Annotated in this window: 14 protein-coding genes; 1 reads left to right on the top strand and 13 read right to left on the bottom strand. The window is 69.5% G+C overall.

Translation table 11 applies throughout. The features are described from left to right. From NET02_RS13185 to NET02_RS13215, 7 genes are all read right to left on the bottom strand, one after another. Positions 1-885, bottom strand: an 885-nt coding sequence (locus tag NET02_RS13185) for a J domain-containing protein (RefSeq protein WP_284057890.1), incomplete at its 3' end; no start/stop codon positions are given. A 190-nt stretch (positions 886-1,075) separates the two neighbouring features. Further along, a complete protein-coding gene (locus NET02_RS13190; protein ID WP_284057891.1) occupies positions 1,076-1,975 on the bottom strand; it encodes an ABC transporter permease in 900 nt (299 codons plus the stop codon). Between the two features lie 41 nt (positions 1,976-2,016). Continuing rightward, positions 2,017-2,976 (bottom strand): ABC transporter permease, encoded by a 960-nt coding sequence (locus NET02_RS13195; RefSeq protein ID WP_284057892.1) that lies wholly within the window; start codon positions 2,974-2,976, stop codon positions 2,017-2,019. Between the two features lie 97 nt (positions 2,977-3,073). After that, a complete protein-coding gene (locus NET02_RS13200; RefSeq protein ID WP_284057893.1) occupies positions 3,074-4,858 on the bottom strand; it encodes an ABC transporter substrate-binding protein in 1,785 nt (594 codons plus the stop codon). A gap of 72 nt (positions 4,859-4,930) precedes the next feature. Then, positions 4,931-6,118 (bottom strand): M24 family metallopeptidase, encoded by a 1,188-nt coding sequence (locus NET02_RS13205; protein WP_284057894.1) that lies wholly within the window; start codon positions 6,116-6,118, stop codon positions 4,931-4,933. A gap of 132 nt (positions 6,119-6,250) precedes the next feature. Then, on the bottom strand, positions 6,251-7,249 hold the full coding sequence (locus NET02_RS13210) for a class I SAM-dependent methyltransferase (RefSeq protein ID WP_284057895.1): 999 nt from the start codon (positions 7,247-7,249) through the stop codon (positions 6,251-6,253). After that, entirely contained in the window at positions 7,239-8,306 is a 1,068-nt protein-coding gene (locus NET02_RS13215) for a glycosyltransferase family 2 protein (protein ID WP_284057896.1), read from the bottom strand. The genes NET02_RS13210 and NET02_RS13215 overlap by 11 nt, the downstream gene beginning before the upstream one ends. A gap of 171 nt (positions 8,307-8,477) precedes the next feature. Between NET02_RS13215 and NET02_RS13220 the strand changes: the two genes are divergently transcribed. Further along, positions 8,478-9,716, top strand: a complete 1,239-nt coding sequence (locus tag NET02_RS13220; RefSeq protein WP_284057897.1) for an HAD-IIA family hydrolase — start codon at positions 8,478-8,480, stop codon at positions 9,714-9,716. A gap of 31 nt (positions 9,717-9,747) precedes the next feature. Here the strand turns inward: NET02_RS13220 and NET02_RS13225 are convergent, their stop codons facing one another. The 6 genes from NET02_RS13225 to NET02_RS13250 all read right to left on the bottom strand — a co-directional run bounded on the left by NET02_RS13225 (position 9,748) and on the right by NET02_RS13250 (position 17,191). Beyond that, positions 9,748-10,788, bottom strand: a complete 1,041-nt coding sequence (locus NET02_RS13225) for a methyltransferase (RefSeq protein ID WP_284057898.1) — start codon at positions 10,786-10,788, stop codon at positions 9,748-9,750. 303 nt (positions 10,789-11,091) lie between these two features. Then, positions 11,092-12,375, bottom strand: a complete 1,284-nt coding sequence (locus tag NET02_RS13230) for an ArgE/DapE family deacylase (RefSeq protein WP_284057899.1) — start codon at positions 12,373-12,375, stop codon at positions 11,092-11,094. A 7-nt stretch (positions 12,376-12,382) separates the two neighbouring features. Beyond that, entirely contained in the window at positions 12,383-13,228 is an 846-nt protein-coding gene (locus NET02_RS13235; protein WP_284057900.1) for a dimethylarginine dimethylaminohydrolase family protein, read from the bottom strand. 183 nt (positions 13,229-13,411) lie between these two features. Continuing rightward, positions 13,412-15,169, bottom strand: a complete 1,758-nt coding sequence (locus NET02_RS13240) for an ABC transporter substrate-binding protein (protein WP_284057901.1) — start codon at positions 15,167-15,169, stop codon at positions 13,412-13,414. A 91-nt stretch (positions 15,170-15,260) separates the two neighbouring features. Further along, positions 15,261-16,184 carry a nickel transporter permease gene (gene nikC / locus NET02_RS13245; protein ID WP_284057902.1) on the bottom strand — a complete coding sequence of 308 codons (924 nt, stop codon included), beginning with the start codon at positions 16,182-16,184 and terminating at the stop codon, positions 15,261-15,263. Next, the gene (locus NET02_RS13250) at positions 16,181-17,191 is read right to left on the bottom strand and encodes an ABC transporter permease (RefSeq protein WP_284057903.1); all 1,011 of its coding nucleotides are present in this window, start codon (positions 17,189-17,191) and stop codon (positions 16,181-16,183) included. Before NET02_RS13250 ends, nikC begins: the two co-directional genes overlap by 4 nt. Positions 17,192-17,303 lie beyond the last annotated feature (112 nt).

Below are 17,303 nucleotides of genomic sequence, written 5' to 3' on the forward strand. Positions count from 1 at the left end.
GTCCACCGTCGGCACCTCGATCTCGGCCCCTAGCGCCGCCTGCACGATGTTGACCGGCAGGTCGAGGTAGATCTGCGTGCCCTGGCGACGGAAGAACTCGTGAGGCCGCACCCGTACCCGCACGTACAGGTTGCCGGCCACGCCGCCCAGCGCGTGCTCGCCCTCGCCGGTCAGCCGCAGGGTGACGTCGTCCTCGACGCCAGGCGGGATGGTGACGCTGAGCGTGCGCTTGCGCACCGTCCGCCCGCGCCCGCGGCAAGTGGGGCAGGGGTCGGTCACCACGCGCCCCTCGCCGCCGCAGTGGCTGCAGGTGGTGGCGGTGATCATCTGGCCCAGGATGGTGTTCTGGTAGCGCCGCACCTGGCCGGTGCCGCCGCAGACCGGGCAGACGCTCGGCTGCGCGCCGTAGCGCATGCGCGTGCCGCGGCAGTCCGGGCACAGCTCCAGGCGCTCGATCTCGATCTCCTTCTCGGCCCCGAAGACCGCTTCCTCGAAGTCGAGCGTCACCTCGGCCTCGAGATCGGCGCCCCGGCTGGGCCGGCGCCGCGTGCCCACGGTCATGCCGCCGAAGAAGGTCTCGAAGAGGTCGCTGAAGGGCGAGCCGAAGCCGAAGGGGTCGCCGCCCATGCCGGTCTCGAAGCCGCCGGCGCCCACGCCAGCGCCGGCGCCGGCGTGGCCGAAGCGGTCGTAGGCCGCGCGGCGCTGCTCGTCGCTGAGCACCTCGTAGGCCTCGTTGATCTCCTTGAAGCGCTCTTCAGCCTCGGGATCCTTGTTGACGTCCGGGTGGTACTGGCGCGCCAGCCGCCGGTAGGCGCGGCGGATCTCCTCCGCCGAGGCGTTGCGGCTCACGCCCAGGACTTCGTAGTAGTCGCGCTTGACCGCCATGCCTGCTCTTCCCTGCCGCCGGTGCGGTCGCTCGCCGCCTGGGGCAACGGTGAGACGGCAGCGCCGGGAACCCGCGCGCTGCCGCTGCCTCGTCGCCTCTGCTACGGATTATAGCAAGGTGAGGGGTGTCCCTCACTCCTTCCCCCCTCTCCCCGAGGGGAGACGGGTATACGGCCTCTCCACGGGTGGGTCACCGCTCGCGGCGCCAGGGGTCGAACGCGTCCCGTAGCCCGTCGCCGACGAGGTTGAAGGCCAGCACCGTGACGAAGATGGCCATGCCGGGGAAGACCGCCACCCACCAGCCCATCCGCATGTCGACTCGCCCGTCGGCCAGCATGTTGCCCCAGGAGGGCGTCGGCGGCTGCACGCCCAGGCCGAGGAACGAGAGGCTCGACTCGAGCAGGATGGCGTAGGAGAGCCAGAGGGTCGCCTGGACGATGATGGCAGGGAGCGCGTTCGGCAGCAGGTGCCGCGCCATGATCCGCGGGGTCGAGGCCCCCAGCGCGCGTGCCGCGAGCACGTAGTCGAGCGCCTTCAGCCGCAGGAACTCGCCGCGCACCAGCCTGGCCGTCGTCATCCACGACGTGAAGCCGATCACGATCACCGTCGTCCGGATCCCCGGCGTGAAGAGGGCCGCCGCGGCGATCAGCAGGAAGAGCAGCGGGATCGCCAGCATGATGTCGGTCAAGCGCATGATCACGTTGTCGACGATGCCCCCGAGGTAGCCGGCGACGGCGCCGAGCGTGATCCCGATCAGCATGATCAGCGACACCGCGGCGAAGCCGACCGCGAGCGACACCCGCGAGCCGACCAGTACCCGGCTGAAGACGTCGCGCGTCTGCCGGTCTGTCCCCATCCAGTGCTGCGCGCTCGGCGGCTTCAGCGGCTGGCCGGGGTTGAAGGCCCGGTAATCGTACGGGGCGAGCACCGGGGCGAACAGCGCGACCACGTACAGCAGCAGGAGCACGACGCCGCCGGCGACCGCGAGCCGGTTGCGCCGGAAGCTCCGCCAGGCCAGCCGGAGCTGCGATTCCGGCGGCCGGCTGAGCCGGTCGATCCCGAGGGCAGGCGTCGCAGCGGTCTCGGCCATAATCTTCTCGTGCCTCCAGCCCGCGACCCGCGCTCCGGCGCCTAGTCGAACGAGATGCGCGGGTCGATCAGCGCGTAGACGATATCGACCAGCACGTTCACGATCAGGATGAAGCTACCCGCCAGCAGGGTGAGCGCGAGGATGACCGGGTAGTCGCGGCGCAGGATCGACTCGTAGGCGAGCGAGCCCAGCCCCGGCCATCCGAAGATGTACTCGACGATCACCGAGCCGCTGAGCAGGCCGGCGAGCTGGTTGCCGACGACGGTGACCATCGGGATCAGCGCGTTGCGCAGCGCGTGCCCGTAGATCACCGCGCGTTCGGGCAACCCCTTCGCCCGCGCGGTGCGGACGTAGTCCTGCGAGATCACGTCGAGCATGCTCGAGCGCATGAAGCGCACGAAGATGGGGAGCACCGTCGTCGCCAGCACGGTGACCGGCATCACGTAGTGGGCGACCTTCTGGAGCCCGTGGGCGTCGGCCCCGGAACCGAACGCGGGGAGCCAGCCGAGCTTGACGGCGAACAGGAGCTGCAGCAGCAGGGCGATCCAGAAGTTGGGCAGCGCCAGGCCGAGCAGCACGCCGACCGTCGTCGTGTGGTCGAAGAGCGAGTAGCGCCGCTGCGCGGAGATCACCCCGATCGGGATCGCCAGCGCCAGCGCGACCAGCAGGGCCAGCCCCTGGAGCTGCACGGTCACCCCCAGGCGCTCGCGGACGAGGTCGATCACCGGTGTCCGGTTGAACGTGTAGGCGGTGCCGAAGTCCAAGCGGATCACGTGGGAGGCCCACACGGCGTACTGGACGGGGAGCGGCTTGTCGAGCCCCAGGTTCCTGCGCACCTGCTCGACGAGCTCGGGATCCATCGCCTGCTCGGAGATGAAGGCGAGCGCGGGGTCGCCGGGAGCGAGGTGGATCAAGGCGAAGACGACGATGCTCAAGCCGACTAACAAGAACGGCAAGAGCACGATACGGCGCACGATGTAGGCACGGCTCGCCGGCGTCACGACGCCGCCACCTCCGCTCCCGGATCGGCCTCCGCGGCGCGGAGCGGGGCCTCAGGCCGGCTCGCCGCACCCCGCGCCGCGCTCGATGGTCGAACGGCTAGCTGCTGACCCGGTGCCACTCCTCCAGCCGCTCGAAGAAGGAGAGCACGGTGTTGACGTAGCCCTGGAAGTCCTTGGTGACCACGTTGATGAACGGGCGATCCCAGGCGTAGAACACCGGCACGTCTCGCTGGATCAGCTCCTGCACCTGCGCGTAGATCTGCTTGCGCTTCTCGACGTCGAGCGTGCGGCGGCCCTCCTCCAGCAGCTTGTCCATCTCCGGGTTCGAGTAGCCGGAGACGTTGCGGGGCGACTGGGAGTGGAACCACAGGTACAGCTCGTCCGGATCGACGGTCATGCTCGCGAAGGTGGGGCAGATCAGCTCGAAGGTGCCGTTGGTGCCCTCCTGCACTACCTGTGTCCACTCCTTTAGGTCGGGCACGCCTTCGAGGCCGATCTCGGCGAGCGCCTGCTGCGTGAAGGTCACCCAGTCCTCGCGGAACTTGTTCCCCGCGTTGGCGGTGAGGCGCACGCGCAGGCCGGTCGCCCCGGCCTCCTGGATCAGTTGCTTAGCGGCCTGCGGGTCGTAGGGGATCCGCTGCAGGTCTTGCTTGAAGGCCCAGTGCCCCGGCGGCACCGGCCCGATCGCCGGCTTGCCCAGGCCGAGCAGGAAGTCGCTGGCGAACCGATCCACGTCGATCGCCATCGCGATCGCGCGCCGCACCCGGGGATCGGCCAGCGCCTCGATGTTCTTCTCGCCGAAGTTCCAACCGTTGATGTCGACTCCCGGCGGCCGCACCAGCACGACCAGGTTCTCACGCGCCTTCAACTGGTCGGCGAGCGTCGGCTGGGCGTACATCGAGGCCTCGATCTCTCCGGTCTCGAGGGCGATGACCAGCGACTGGGAGTCGGCGATGGTGCGGTGGGTGAAGCCGTCCAGGTACGGCAGGCCCTGTTGCCAGTAGTGCGGGTTGCGCTCGGCGACGAAGTCGCCGCCGATGTTCCAGCTCTTGAAGACGAACGGGCCGGCGCCGACCGGCTGCTGGAAGAACGGGTCATCGGTCAGGTTCTTGCCCTCGAGCAGGTGCTTGGGCAGCGGTCTCAGCCAGCGCAGGTTGGCCAGGAAGGCGGCGTTCGGCTCCTTGAGCGTGATCTTGATGGTCTGCTCGTCGACGACTTCGACGCCCTTGATCGTGTCGGCCTCGCCCTTGTTGTACTCCTCGGCCCCCTCGATGCCGATGAAGCGCGGCACGAACGGGCTCGCGGTCTCCTTCTTGAGGATCGCGTGGAGCGTGAAGGCGATATCGTCGGCGGTCAGCGGCGTGCCATCACTGAACGTGACGCCCTCCTGGAGGGTGAAGGTATAGGTCGTCTCGCCGTCGATCGTCCACTCTTTGGCGATGTTCGGCACGGGCTCGAGCGTCTCGAGGTCGAGCTTGAGGAACTCGTCGAAGAGCATGCGGGCGCGCCACTGGCCCTCGGTCTCGTTGGTCAGCAGCGGGTTGATGGTCTGCGCCTCGCCGAGCGTGCCGATGACGATCGTGCCGCCCCGCTGCGGCCCACCGGCCGCGGTGGGGGAAGCCCCGGCGGCCGGGGTAGGCGCAGCGCCGGTCGCGGGGGTCTGAGCCCCCGTCGGGGCCGGGGTGGTCGCTTCCGTCGCCTCTCGCTCGCTGACCTCGCCGCAGGCCACCAGCACTGGCAGCACGGTCGCGGCGGCGCTACCCGCGGCGATGAGGCGAAGGAACTGGCGCCGGTCGATGCCCTGCTCGGCGAAGTGCTGCTCATAGCGCCGGAACTGCCGGACGATCGTCTCCGCTCGCTCGCGTGAGATTCGCTCTCCCATCGTTCTCCTCCTCCGCTTCAAGCTAGACCACGGTCAGGCGCGTGACAGTTCGGCGACCTCCGGGCGCTGGAGTCAGACCGGGATGACCAGGCTCGCGAGGTCGCGCGGGTAGTATGTGATCATCTCGACGCCGTCCGGCGTCACCGCGACGGTGTCCGAGTGGCGGAACCCGCCCAGCTCCGGGACGTAGATGCCCGGCTCGACGGTGAAGACCATGCCGACCTCGATGGTTTGCTGGTCGCCGACGTCGAGGAAGGGGGCCTCGTGGACGAGCGTGGACTTGGCGTGCCCGGTGTGGTGTCGCCAGTACTGCTCCAGCCCGTTCTCCTTGAAGAAGTCGCGCACCGCCTTGTCCACCGCCGAGCAGGGGATGCCGGGCTTGATGGTCTGGATGGCCAGGGTCTGTACCTCCAGCATCAGGTTGAAGAAGCGCTCCTGCTCCGGGCTGGGCTCGCCCATGATCATGGTGCGCTCCAGCTCGCAGCTATAGCCCCAGATGTACGCCGTCGCGCCGGTGACCAGGATGTCGCCGGGCTTGAGGCGGGCGTTGCTGGTCATGGCATGCGGCAGGGCCGAGTCCTTGCCGATTTGGCCGCGGAAGCCGGCCGAGGCCAACCCGCGGCCTAGCGGGCGGTATTCCGGGCCCAGGGTGCGGATCATCGCCTGCGAGGCCTCGTAGGAGGCGCGCATCGAGATCTCGGTCTCGGTGGCGCCGACGCGGCAGTACTCCTGGAGGTAGGCGTGGGCCAGGTTGGCCCAGCGGGCGCTCTCGCGCAGGAGCTCCAGCTCCTCCTCCGAGTTGATCATCTGCATGTACTCGATGTCGTCGGCCACGTTGACGATCTCGGCCTCGGGCAAGAGCTCGCTGACCTTCGGGCCGCGATAGCCGTAGAGCTGGCCGTAGCCGTCGGAGTCGACGCCGATCTTCGCCCGGCTCAGCCGGAGGTCGACCAGGATGTCCTTGAGGAACTCCATCGGGTGGCGCAGATCGGGGTACTCCGGATACGAGACGATCCGGTCGGTGAGCGCGAACTCCTGGGCGTGCTCCAGCTCGAGGCGCGGCACCAGGAGGGCCGACGTGTCTCGCGTGAGCACGAAGGCGATGGGGCGCTCGGTCGGGATGAAGCCGAAGCGGCTGAAGTAGGAGACGTTGTTGGGGCCGAAAACCACCACTGCCGTGATGTCGCGCTCGCCCAGACGCTGGAGGATCGTGGCGCGACGCCGCAGGTACTCAGCGTCGCTCAGGCGCAAGCGGGGCATCGTCGCGGTCTCCTTCCGTCGCCAGAACGGTCACCCGGATGAACCAGGACGGCTGGCCGGGTCGACAGCAGCCACCTTATAGCAGAGTGTGCCGGAGGCTGACAAGAGCTGGTTATGATGGGCAAAACATGGCTAGGCGCGCAGCCGGGCGACTACCCGCACGCGGCCGGAACGGCGGGCCAGCGCGGCGGCCAGCGAGACCGGCGTCGCTGCCACGGTGAGCGGCAGGTGCAGCCGGCCCAGGAGGCGCTCGAGCGCGTCGCCGTCGTGCCCGCGCTGGCGCAGCGCCAGCCGCAGGCCCCACGACCACTCGATGCCCACCCACTCGTGGCGCACGGCGGCCACGCCGAAGCCGTGCCGATCCAGCAGGACGCGGAGCGTCTCCAGGTCGAACGTGTAGAGGTGCCGCGGGGCGTCGTAGCCCATCCAGGCGGGGCCCCAGACCCGCGCTGCCCAGGAGCCGGCGTTGGGTAGCCAGAGGACGAGCGTGCCCCCGGGGCGCAGCACCCGGGCGAGCTCGGCGAGCGTGGCGGAAGGCGAGGGCAGGTGCTCGAGCACGTGCTGCGCCAGCGCGACATCGAAACTCCCGCTGGTCAGCCGAGCCTCTTCGAGCGTGCCGCGCACCACCTCCAGCCCCCAGCGCTGGCGGGCGAGGTCGGCGGCGGACGCGCTCGGCTCGATCCCCATCACGTTCGGGTTGCCGAGCTCGCGGACGATCTGGAGCAGGTCGCCCGAGCCGCAGCCGAGCTCCAGCACGCGGCGCGGCGGCGCCAGCAGGGGCCAGAGGGCGCGGAGCTCCCGGCGCAGGAGCCAGCGTCGGGCGGCGGCGGCCAGCCTGCCGCGCCGGTGGGGCGCGTAGTCCACTGGGTAGAAGCGGTCGAGCTGTGCCAGGATCGGCCGCGGGTTCAGGTAGCGCAGGCCGCAGCGACGGCACCGCACCAGCGTGAAGGGCAGGCCGGTCGTGCGGTGGATCAGGTCGCGCAGAGAGAGGATTGGCTCAGTGTCGTCGGCGCCGCAGAGGTCGCAGGCCACCGGTTCCAGCACTATCGGTGCGGTCGGGGCCCGCTGGGTACGGCTCGCGGTAGCGCCCGGCTGGCCGAAGGGAGACTCCTCCGTCGGCTTACTGGTCATGCGGGAGGCTCCCATCTCCCGGCACGCGCTGGGTGATGTCCTCGCCCGCTGACCCGTCGTGGCGCAGGTGCTGGCGGACGCTGTAGTCCCGGCGCGGCGCGGCGTGGGCGATCAGCTCGGCCAGCAGGCCGGTGAGGAAGAACTGCGCGCCGATGGTCATCAGGAGCACGCCGAGGGTCAGCAGGGGCCGGTGGCCGATCGGCTGGCCGAGGAACCACAGCGCGCTCAGGTAGGCGTTGATCAGGGTGCCGAGGCCGAGCGAGAGCAGGCCGAACCAGCCGAAGAGGTGGAGCGGCCGCCGGGTGTACTGGGTCAGGAAGAGCACGGTCAGCAGATCGAAGAAGCCGCTGGCGAAGCGACCGGCGCCGAACTTGGAGCGGCCGAAGCGCCGGGGCCGGTGCTCGACTGGCAGCTCGGCGACCCGGAAGCCGCGGGCGTAGGCCAGCACTGGGATGTAGCGGTGCAGCTCGCCGTAGAGCGGCAGCTCCCGCAGCACCTCCGCGCGGTAGGCCTTGAGACCGCTGTTGAAGTCGTGCAGGGGCACGCCGGTGAGCAGCCGGACGACCAGGTTGAACCAGAGGGAGGGCAAGCGCTTGGAGAGCGGGTCGCGCCGGGGCCGCTTCCAGCCGCTCACCAGGTCGACGTGCTCGAGCGTCGCGAGCAGCCGGGGGATCTCGGCCGGCACGTCCTGAAGGTCGGCGTCGAGCGTGACGATGCGCTCGCCGCGAGCGGCCGCGAATCCGGCCTGGAGGGCGGCGGCCTTGCCGAAGTTGCGCCGCAGCTCGATCACCTGCACGCGCTGGTCGCGCTCGAAGAGCTGGCGCAGGACGGCGGTCGAGCCGTCCCGGCTGCCGTCGTCGACGAAGATGATCTCGGCCGGCCAGGGCAGCGTGCTGAGCGTCTCCCGCAGCTCCTCGTAGAGGAGCGGCAGGCTCTCGGCTTCGTCGTAGACCGGAACCACGACCGAGAGCCCCGGCGCCTCCAGGGAGCCGCTGGTGACGACCCGATCCGCCTGTACTACCGGCCGGGGCGGCGCTGTCGATCCGGCGAGCAACACCCTTCCCCTCCCGAGGCGACCTGCTCCCCCGAACATCTTAACAGGATCGTCGCCCGGCGGATCGGCTAGGCCGGTCACCCGGTGGGGCATAATCGGACGCGGCGACCGCCGGATTCCGGCGCACAGGCTGCCGCATCGCGGCACGGCGATCCCCGCGGCGGGAGGTGATGGGTGCTTGCCGAGCAGTTCGATGCCTTTCTCCTCGATCTGGACGGTGTGGTCTACATCGGAGCCGAGCTGCTGCCCGGTGCCGCTGAGGCGCTCGGCCGGCTCCGCGAGGCCGGCAAGGCGATCCGCTTCCTGACGAACGATCCGCGGCCGACCCGGAGCGAGCTCGCGGAGCGGCTGGCCGGTCTCGGCGTGGAGGCCCGCGCCGACGAGGTCATCACCTGTGGGTGGGCGACGGCTGAGTTCCTCCGGCGAGAGGGTGTGCGCTCGGTCTTCGTCGTCGGCAGCGCTGGGCTGCGGGCGGAGCTGGAGCAGGCCGGGATCGCGGTCGTCGACCGGGAGCGGCCGGAGGCGGTCGTGGTCGGTGCCGACGAGCACCTCGGCTATCTCGATATCCTGCGGGCCAGCCGGCTGATCCACCAGGGCGCGCGGTTCGTCGCAGTCAACGTCGACGGGGCGTTCCCCGTCCCCGGTGGCCTGGCCCCGGCGACCGGCGCCGTGGTCAGCGCGGTGCAGGCGGCCACCGGGCGGCGTCCGATCGTCGTCGGCAAGCCGTCTCTGCCGATGTTCGAGCTGGCGCTGGCGAGCCTCCCGGGTCGCCAGCGGGTCGTGATGGTCGGCGATACCCCTGAGTCCGACGTGCTCGGCGCGCACCAGGCCGGGATCCCCGCTATCCTGGTGGCCGAGGAACCGCCCCGCTATCCCACGGCCGGAGACTTCCGCAACCCGGACGCATGCATCCGCACCCTGCTCGACCTCTTCGAGCCGGGACGCTCGATCCGGCAGTGGACGAGACCCTCCCATCCCTGGCCCGAGCGAGTGGCCCCGGGCGTCGCTGCGGTCGTGCTGGACGGCGACGGACGCGTGCTCCTGGTGAAGCGGGCCGACAACGGCCGGTGGGGCCTGCCGATGGGGCAGGTGGAGCGCGGTGAGACGGTAGCCGAGGCGGTGGCGCGCGAGCTGCGCGAAGAGGTCGGGCTGGAGGTACGCGTCCTGCGGCTGGTCGGCGTCTACTCTGAGCCGGCCTCGCAGGTGTTCGTCTACCCTTCCGGAGAGGCCGTCCAGTTCGTGACCTGCTGCCTGCTCTGCGAGATCTCCGGTGGCGCTCTGCGCGCGGACGACGCCGAGATCCTCGATGCCGCCTTCTTCCCGCCGGACGCCCTGCCGGACGATCTGCTGTCGATGCACCCTCGGTGGCTGGCCGACGCGCTGGCAGGTCAGACGGCGGCGTTCGTGCGATAGCAGTTCGGTCTCGACGCTCCGCAACGTGACATCAGGAAGGCGGCGTCGGCTCGCTCGCGGTCGGCCGGCGGGCGACCAGTACCTGGTTGGCCAGGTCGCCCTCGATTGGCAGGCGCTGGGACTCGGCGAAGCCCGCCGTCGCCAGCCAGGACTCGATCGTCGCGACGCCCGGCACGCGGCCGCGCTCGGTCGAGAGGAGCATGTGGAGGTCTCGCAGCGCCTGGCGGAGGCGCGCTTCCGGGTTGTCCGGCGCATGCGCCGTGATCGCGATCCAGCCTCCCGGCGCGAGTGCCTCGCGCACCTTGCCGAGCAGGCGGAGGGCCGAGGGCTCGTCCTCGCTCACCAGCACGCCGAAGAGCAGCGCCAGGTCGTAGCCGGAGCCGAGCGAGTCCTGGTGGAAGTCGCCGGTCACCGCCCGCACCCGATCCTGCAACCCGGCCCTGGCGATGAGCTCCCTGGTGACGGCGATCACCGGCGGCAGGTCGAAGACGACCGCCTCCAGCCCGGGCACCTGCCGGGCTAGCTCCATCGCGTACTCCCCGTGCCCGCCGCCGACGTCGATGATCGTGGGTGGCCGCGGCAGCTCGGCGAGGAGCGGGGTCAGGGCCGTGGCGACCAGCGGCGCCTGCACGCGGGCGATGTCGTAGAGCATCAGGGTAAAGCTGCGAACCCAGTCCCCGGCGGCTTCGTCCTGCCGGTTCTCCTCGGGCCGGCGCCCGGTGCGCACCGCCTCGGCTAGCCGGCTCCAGCGACGGTAGAAGGCACCCTGGTGTCGCAGGAAGTTGACGAGCGAGCGCGGCGAGTCGCTGACGAGCGTCTCCTCCGAGAGCGGCGTATTCTGCCAGCGGTCTCCGCTCCGCGCCGCCAGCCCGAGCGCCTCAGCGGCCGCCAGCAGGCGCGCGACCGCCGCCGGGTCTGCTCCTACCGCCTGGGCGACCTCCGCGGCCGAGCGCGGGCCGCCCGCGAGCTGGTCGGCGATACCCAGCTCGGCGTAGGCGATCAGCAGCGCGGCGGTCTGATAGCCCTGGGCCAGGGCGACGATCTGCCGGTGGCCTGCGGACGCATGGGACATCGTCCACCTCCGGTTCTCCGGGGGCTGGCGCCGAGGGCAAGGGCCCAGCGTGTGTCGAAGGGCCGGGCACTGCTGCGCGGCCCACAGAAGAGCCACGTTGTCTCCCAGCCGACGGTTGCAGGCAATTCCCCATTCGCCGTCTCATCGCACTGGCCGCGGGAGTCCGGACCCTTTCGAGCGCAGGCCCGTGCCTCCGCGCACCAGCGAGGGTAGCGTGAGCGCCACCACGCTCCGGCATCGTCCCCGCGGAGGAGTGCAGGATGGGACAGGGTTGCCTCCAGGGCAGCCGAGAGCTGCTCAGGCTCAGTCCTCGGCGAGCCCGCACCACCCGGCGATGAGCACCGCGAACGTCTGGGCTGCCGCCACGAGCTCGGTGACCGAGATGTGCTCGTCGGCCTGGTGGGCGACCGCCACGTCGCCAGGGCCGTACATCACGCAGGGCATCCCGCCGAAGAGGATAAACAGCCGCATGTCGGCCCCGTAGGTCACCCCCTCGACGGACGGCGCCGAGCCGTGCGCGGCCTCGTGTGCCCGGACGATGGCCCGGCAGATCTCGGCGTCGGCCGGTACCTCCGCTGGAGCGAACTGGCCGCTGAACCACTCCAGGCGCGGGGGATGCTGACGGAGCCACTCGTCGCGCTCGGCAGCCTCGGCGACCCTGCGCTCCACCTCACGCTTGAACGAGGCCATATCCTCTCCCGGCGCCAGGCCGACGCGCCCTTCGGCTACCAGCGTCTCCGGCACGGTCGAGGGCCAGACTCCGGCTCGGACGATGCCGATATTGATCGGCACCTTGTTCTCGATGCGCTCATAGAGCGGGTGTCGCAGCCGGCGGTTGCGCTCCGCCTCGAAGGCCATCAGGTCCTGGTAGAGCGGCAGGAACTTCTCGAACGCCGACACGCCCTCGTCGCGCATGGCCGCGTGGGCGGCCTTGCCGGTGACCGTCAGGCGGAAGACGAGCGAGCCTCCCTGCGCGGGTACCAGCGCGAGACGCGTCGGCTCGGAGATTACGACGGCATCGGCCCGGTAGCCGCGCAGCACCGTCGAGAGCGCGCCGAGTCCTCCGTCCTCCTCGCCGACCGTGGTGTTCAGCAACAGATCGCCCCGCGGCCGGACGCCGAGCGAGCGGAGCGCCTCGAGCGCGCCGAGGAAGGCGACCAGGCCGCCCTTCATGTCGCAGCTCCCGCGCCCGTAGACCAGATCGCCGGCGACCTCACCAGCCGGGTCATGGCTCCAGGCGGAGCGATCGCCCACCTCAACGGTGTCGATGTGGGCATTGAGCAACAGCGAGCGGCCGCCTCCGCTGCCCGGCCAGCGGGCGACGAGGTTGGGCCGGCCCTCGTACCGTGCCTGCTCGCCGACGTGTTCGACATACGGAGCGATTTCCTCTGGTCGGGCTTCCCAGCGGTCGACCGCCAGACCCCGGGACCGGAATTCCTGTTCGATGACGTCCTGTACTGGCCCCTCATGGCCGGTTACCGAGGGCGTGCCGACCAGCCGGAGCAGCAGCGCGACCAGATCCTCGCGCCTGGCCTCGACGGCCTCGCGGATAGCGCGGACGAGCTGCGGGTCGATGTCTCCAGCCATCAGTCGTCTACTCCTCACTGCGTAGTAACGGCCTGGTGAGGCACGTCGGCCCACCTGACCGGTTGTGGGAGATCTCGTGACCCGTATAGGTCAGTACCTCGCAGCCGGCCGCTTCCAGCCGGCGGATGGTCTCCCGGTTCTCCTCCAGGATCAGGCAACGGCGCGGCGCCAGCGCCAGCACGTTGGGGCCCTGGGTCGGGAATTCCTCGTCCGGTACCGCGATCAGCTCGACGCCGCGCTGCCGGAGGAGGCGAACCATCTCGGCGGCCAGCAGCGGCAGGTAGACGACGGCGAGGTCGTCGTCGACCAGGCTGATCAGCGAGAGCAGGTGGAGACACTCCTCCGGGCCGTGCCAGTGCGGCAGATCGACGCTGAGCACGGTCACGCCGAGCGGCGAGAGGATCTCGGAGAGCTGCCGGATCCCCTCGCTGTTGGTGCGGTAGCCGCGCCCGACGACGAGCGTGCGCTCGTCGAGCCAGAGGCAGTCGCCGCCCTCCAGCGTGCCGGGCTCCTGGATGCGACCGATGACTGGGATACCGAGGTCGGCCATCGTCTGCTCGGCTAGCTCGACCTCGCGGGCACGCAGAGGCTTGCCCATCCGGCAGAGCACCGCGCCGTGGTCGGTGATGAGCACCGGGTCGAAGGGGAAGATCGCGTCTTGAAGCGCAGGGTCGTCGATCTCTCCGACGACGAGTTCCACGCCGGCTCTAGCTAGGAGCTGCCGGAAGGCGGCGTGCTCGGCGACGGCACGCGCGTGGTCGATCGGGCGGAAATAGCCGAAGTCCTCCCAGGAGACCGATGCATCTGGAGGGACAGGAGGAAAGACCAGCACCCGCTTCAGCGGGCGTACCATCGACTGTCCTCCCCAGAGACGAGCAGAGGCCTGCGCGCTCACCCGATCCTCCTTCCCCGCGCACGCGCGTACCACGCCGTCGCCACGATACCCGAGCGTGACGCTCGCGGCAAGCCTGGAAACGAGGCAGGGGGCACAGGCAGCCGCCTGTGCCCCCTGCCGGATCCGCTCCTAGTCTGTCCCCTACGTGGCCTCGCGCCACATGTGCCAGAAGGGGAAGGAGTTGATGTAGATCCCGTTCGGCGTGAAGCCGCGGATATCGGCCTGCAGCACCGTCGCCTTCTTGATCTGGGCGTAGAAGATCGCCGCCGGGTCGTCCCAGGTCAGGATCTTCACGATCTGGCCGGTTAGCTCTCGGATCTCCTCTTCGCTTTCGGCCACCTGGAGCTGATCCATCAGCCGGTCGAACTCCGCGTTCTGGTAGAACATGGCGTTCGACCCTTTCGAACCGACCGAATCAGAGTGGAAGTTCGGGTACATCTGGTTCCAGGAGTCGTTGTAGTCCGGCCACCAGCCGGCGGACATGAAGTGCGGGCGCTCTTCGGGAGGGGAGTCGCCGTAAGCCAGCTCGAGTAAGGCGGCGCGGTCGACCTGCTGGAGCTCGAGGGTAATCCCAATCTGCGCCAGGTTGGCTTGGAAGAGCTGCGCCATCGCCGAGTCGGTCGCGTCGCCGGTAGCGAACATGTAGGTGAAGGTGTCGCCCTCCCGGATGCCGGCCTCGGTCAGAAGCTGCTTGGCCTTCTCCAGGTCAGTCGTGTAGGTCGGGATGCTCGGATCGTAGCCGATCACCGTGTCGGCGATCGGCCCGTTGATCGGCTTCCCGTAGCCACGCAAGACCTGCTCGATCACCTCCTGGTACGGCCAGGCATAGGCAAAGCCCTGACGCGCCTTGGCGTTCAGCTTGGCGTAGTTCATCCGGATCCAGTCCACCTCGGTCGTGTCGTACTCGACCACCTGGAGGGCCGGGTTGTCCCTCATTACGAGCAAGTCTTCAGGGTTGATGTAGGCGCAGCCGTGGACCTCGCCGCTCTCCATGAGCTGGCGCCGGGTGGCGTCCTCCACCACCACCCGGGCGATGATCCGGTCGAAGAAGGGTGGCTCGCTGTGGTAGTCGGCGAATCGCTCGAAGACGAACCGCTCCTGCGGCAGGATCTCCACCGCCTTGTACGGCCCCGTCCCCACGATGTTCTGGGCGAACCACTCGTGGGCGTAGGGGTCGTCCGCCGTCTTGTGCTGCTCCATCGCTGCCGGCGACACCACCAGAGGCCCGTACTCCGAGGCCATCGCCGCCAGGAATAGCGGCTCTGGCTTGGTCATCTTGAACACCAGCGTGGTCGCATCGACGACCTCGATCTGCTCCTCCGGGTTGTCGACGAAGCGGCTGATCACGTTGTATGGTCCCCGCTCCATCCGCCGGAAGCGGACGAAGGAGGCCTTCACCGCCTCGGCGTCGCAGGGGGTACCGTCATGGAACTTGGCGTTGGGGGCCAGCTTGAAGGTGAACTCGGTCAGGTCGTCGTTCTGCGACCACTCGCGAGCTAGCATCGGCTCGTACTCGAAGGTGCTTTCCCCCTTGAGCGCGATCAGCATCTCGTAGCAGGCCAGGAACAGGGCGCTGGCCTGGTTGTCGTAGGCCGACTGCGGGTCGAGGTCGGGCACCCCGCCGCTGAAGGCCACCACGAAGTCGCGGTTGTCCGACAGCCGCCGCTCGCCCGTCGCGGTCGCCCCCGGCGCCGGCGTCTGGCCGGCCGCTGGGGCGCTGGTCGGTGCGGGCGCGGCGCCGCCTTCCTCCTGCTGTCCGCAGGCTGCCAGCAGCGACAGGATAGCTGGGGTGGAGAGCCCCAGCCGCAGCCCGCGAGTCAGCACCTGCCGGCGCGTCAGTCGGCCGGCGCGGGCGCCCAGCAGCAGGTCGAGGTAGTGCTCCGGATGTCGGCGTTCCATCGTGCCCCTCCTCACTCGTCTGCCACGCTCAGCGCACACTCCTCGCCAGGGATGGATCGAGGCTGTGTGGTCCTCCTTTCGCCGTGCCCGCTCACCAGGCCCGGCGCCGGGTGCGGGGGTCGATGTAGTCGCGCAACCCATCCCCTAACAGGTTGAATCCGACGACGGTGAGCGTCAGCGCCAGCCCGGGGAAGCTGATATACCACCAGGCCTCGCGGAAGACCGTGCGCGCCCCGGCGATCATGCTCCCCCATTCCGGCGTCGGCGGCTGTGCTCCCAGCCCCAGGAACGACAACCCGGCGGTCGCGAGCACCGCGTAGCCGACGTCGATCGTGAGCTGGACGATCACCGGCGCCGTGGTGTTGGGCAGGATGTGCCGCAGCAGCACCCGCCCCGGGCTCGCGCCCAGCGCCCGGGCCGCCTCCACGAACTCCCGCTCCTTGAGCGCGAGCACCTGCCCCCGCACCAGCCGGGCATACCAGGGCCAGTAGACGGCGGTCAGCGCGATTGCCGCGGTCTGCAAGCTGCGCCCGAGTGCCGCCGCGATCGCCATGGCCAGGATCAGGGCCGGAAACGCCAGGAAGAGGTCGGTGAGCCGCATCAGCACCTCGTCGGCCAGCCCGCCGAGATACCCCGCCAGCGCGCCGACGACGACGCCGATCACCAGCGCGATCGAGAGGATGATCACGGCGACCCCGAGCGAGTACTTGGCCCCGCTCATCACCCGGCTCAGGACATCCCGTCCCAGCTCGTCGGTGCCGAACCAGTAGGTGGACGACGGTGCGTGAAGCTTGAGCTGGATGTTGGGCTTGATTGGGTCGTGGGGCGCCAGCGTGCCGCCGAACACAACCAGGAAGACGAACAGGGCGATCAGCCCGAGGGCCAGCAGGTTGAGCGGGCTCTGGCGGGCGAAGTCGACGAGGGTCACCAGCGGTCCCCGCCGCCGGGCTGCGCGTTCAGTCAGCCCGAGTGGCAGGATCTGTGGTTCTGGCGTGACTCTCGGCTCGGCCGTCATGTTACCCGTATCCTCGGATCGAGCAGTACATACGCGATGTCCACCAGCAGGTTCACGGTGACGTAGGCGAAGCCGATGATCAGCGTCACCGAGATGACGGCATTGTAGTCGAAGTTCTGGATGGCGGTGAACGCATAGCGGCCGATCCCCGGCCAGGAGAAGATGATCTCGACCAGCACCGCGCCGCCGAGTAGCAGGCCGATCTGCAGGCCGATCACGGTCACCGCAGGCAGCAGAGCGTTCTTAAGCGCGTGCCGGATCACGACCGTCTTCTGTTCCAGTCCCTTCGCGCGCGCCGTCCGGATGTAGTCCTGTCCCAACACCTCGAGCATCCCGGAACGCACCATCCGGGTGACGATAGCGAGCGAGCCGAAGCCGAGGACGAACGCTGGCATGGCCAGGTGCTTGAGTGCGGTCAGGAACAAACCGAACTGCCCGCTGAGCAGCGCGTCCACGGTGTAGAGCGTGGTAATCGTGGGCGGCTCCTTCACCCCGATCGGCAGGCGCTGCCCATCGGGCAAGAGCCCGAGCTGGGCGAAGAGCACGAACTGGAGCATGAGCGCCAGCCAGAACGACGGGATCGAGAGGCCGAGCACCGAGATCGTCCGGGTGATGCCGTCGAGCAGCGAGTTCCGCTTGACCGCGGAGAGCACCCCCAGTGGGATGCCTGCCACCACCGCAAAGAGCATGGCGTAGAGCGTCAGCTCGACCGTCGCCGGGAGGTAACGCTTGAGATCCTGGTTCACTGGGCGTCGCGACGAGAGCGACTCGCCGAAGTCCAGCCGGATCACGCCAGCCATGTAGCGGATGTACTGCTCGTGCAGCGGCCGGTCGAGCCCATAGTCCTTGCGGATCTTCTCGACCGCCTCGGGACTGGCGCGCGGGCCGGCGATCATCCTGGCCGGGTCGCTCGGAACAACGTGCGAGAGCGTGAACGTGATCAGGGAGAGGCCGAGCAGGACGAAGACGAGGAAGAAGAGCCTTCTGATGATCAAGTGCAGCACCATACTCTATCTCCTCCGCCCTGCAGCGGTAGCATGCCGCCTCGCAAAGAGATCGAACGATGGCTGTTCACAGGAAGCCCGGCGCAGCAACCCCTCGTGAACTCTGCAGCGCGGT

Origin of the sequence: Thermalbibacter longus, assembly GCF_023806485.1 — a bacterium.
GTDB lineage: Bacteria > Chloroflexota > Chloroflexia > Thermomicrobiales > Thermomicrobiaceae > Thermalbibacter > Thermalbibacter longus.